Genomic DNA, 2,025 nt, shown 5'->3' on the forward strand with positions numbered 1-2,025 from the left:
GCGACTCGGCGGTGACGTCCTCCGCGACCACCCACCGCGCGGCCGGGAGGGTCTCGTCGGAGTCGTCCGAGAGCCACGGCTCGTCGGTGGACCAATCACCCCACGGCTGGTCGACCTGCTCGCCCAGGAAGCCCCAGACGAACCAGCGCCGCTCCATGTGCAGGACGTGGCTGAGCAGCTCCAGCGGCGTCCACCCTGACGGCACCCGCGAGGTGCGCTGGTCGGCGTACGACAAGGACAGCACCTTCGCCGCGAGGTCACCGCGCACCCAGTCCAGGTAGCCCGCCCAGCGTTCGGCGCCGGCCGATCCGCCCTTCGCGGGCTCGGCGAGGTTGCGCGCGACGCGCCCGTCCTGGCTCACGTGCCCTCGATCCGGTTGCCGTCCTCGTCCCAGTGGGCGGCGACCTTCTTCGATGGCTGGACCCGTGGCGGCTCGCCGGGCATCTTCGGGTGGTCGGGCGGGTAGTTCAGCTCGACCGGGTTGGCGTTCCAGAGATCCAGCAGCGGCTGGAGCGAGTGAGCGACGTCGTCGATCGTCTCCCACGGGTCGCCGTCGGAGGCCAGTCGCGACGGAACCGTGAACAGATTGAGGTCGGACGGCGAGGTGATCGTGGGCAGCTCGTCCCAGGCGACCGGCGTCGAGACGGGCGCACCGGGGATGGGGCGCAGCGAGTAGGCCGACGCGATGGTGCGGTCCCGCGTGTTCTGGTTGAAGTCCACGAAGATGCGCTCGCCACGCTCCTCCTTCCACCAGGCGATCGTCACGCCGGAGTCGCGTCTCTCCAGCTCGCGGCCGAAGGCGATCGCCGCGTGGCGTACGTCGCCGAACTCCCACCGAGGCTCGATCCGCACATAGACGTGGATGCCCCGGTTGCCCGAGGTCTTGGCAAAGCCGGTCATGCCGAGCTCGACCAGCAGCTCGCGAGCGACCCCGGCGACGCGGACCGCGTCGGAGAACGTCGTGCCCGGCTGCGGGTCCAGGTCGATGCGCAGCTCGTCCGGGTGGTCGACGTCGGCACGGCGTACGGGCCAGGGGTGGAAGGTCAGCGTGCCCATCTGGGCACACCACACGGGCACCGCGATCTCGGTCGGGCAGATCTCCTGCGCCGTACGCCCGGAGGGGAACGTGATCTCCACCGACTCGAGGTAGTCGGGAGCACCCTTGGGGACCCGCTTCTGGTAGAACGCGTCGGCGTCGCGGTCCTGAGGGCCGGTGGCGAGCTTCATGCCCGGGCGCACCCCGGAGGTCCATCTCTCCAGCGCCGTCGGTCGGTCGCGGAGGGCTCGCATCAGCCCCTCCTGGACCGACGTGAAGTACTCGGCGACCATCACCTTGGTGACCTCGGGCGTCGTCTCGGTCGCCTCGTAGATCACGCGGTCGGGCGAGGAGACGCGGACCTCACGGTCACCGGCCTGCACCATGACCGGCTTCGTTGCTGCCATGGCGCCCAACCTAGCGGCAGGCGCCCTCAGCTGACCTTGACGACGAGCTTGCCGAAGTTGTCGCCGCGCAGCATCCCGGCGAACGCGGAGGGCGCGTTCTCGAGCCCGTCGACGATGTCCTCGAGATAGCGCACCTTGCCGCTGCCGACCCACTCCCCCATGTCGCGCACGAAGTCGCGGCCGTGGCTGCCGGAGAACTCGGCCTGGATGAAACCGCGCACCGTCAGGCTCTGCGTGAGGATCTGCCCCATGAAGCCGGCCAGCCGGTCCGGACCCTCCGGCTGCGAGGTCAGGTTGTAGTTGGCGATCAGCCCGCACACCGGGATCCGCGCATAGGTGTTGAGGCGACGGCGTACGGCGTCGAAGACCGGGCCTCCGACGTTCTCGAAGTAGACGTCGATCCCGTCCGGGGTCGCCGCCGCGAGCTGCTCGACGAAGTCGGGGGCGCGGTGGTCGATCGCGGCGTCGAAGCCGAACTCCTCGGTGAGTGCGCGGACCTTGTCGGGACCGCCGGCGATACCGACGGCCCGGGCGCCCTTGAGGCGGGCGATCTGGCCCACGGCGCTGCCGACCGGTCCGGGG

3 protein-coding genes are annotated in these 2,025 nt (G+C 70.4%); all 3 read right to left on the reverse strand.

Going from position 1 to position 2,025, the window contains the following annotated elements:
• Nucleotides 1–361: DUF664 domain-containing protein (locus RMO85_RS12260; RefSeq protein ID WP_310529009.1), on the reverse strand; the 361-nt coding region annotated here is incomplete at its 3' end.
• Nucleotides 358–1,443, reverse strand: coding sequence for a DNA polymerase domain-containing protein (locus RMO85_RS12265; RefSeq protein WP_310529010.1), 1,086 nt, complete (start codon nt 1,441–1,443; stop codon nt 358–360). The genes RMO85_RS12260 and RMO85_RS12265, both read right to left, overlap by 4 nt.
• 26 nt (nt 1,444–1,469) lie before the next feature.
• Nucleotides 1,470–2,025 (reverse strand): zinc-binding dehydrogenase (locus RMO85_RS12270; RefSeq protein ID WP_310529011.1); only part of this gene is annotated, 556 nt, incomplete at its 5' end.

It is taken from the genome of Nocardioides sp. (assembly GCF_031422975.1).
Taxonomy (GTDB): domain Bacteria; phylum Actinomycetota; class Actinomycetes; order Propionibacteriales; family Nocardioidaceae; genus Nocardioides.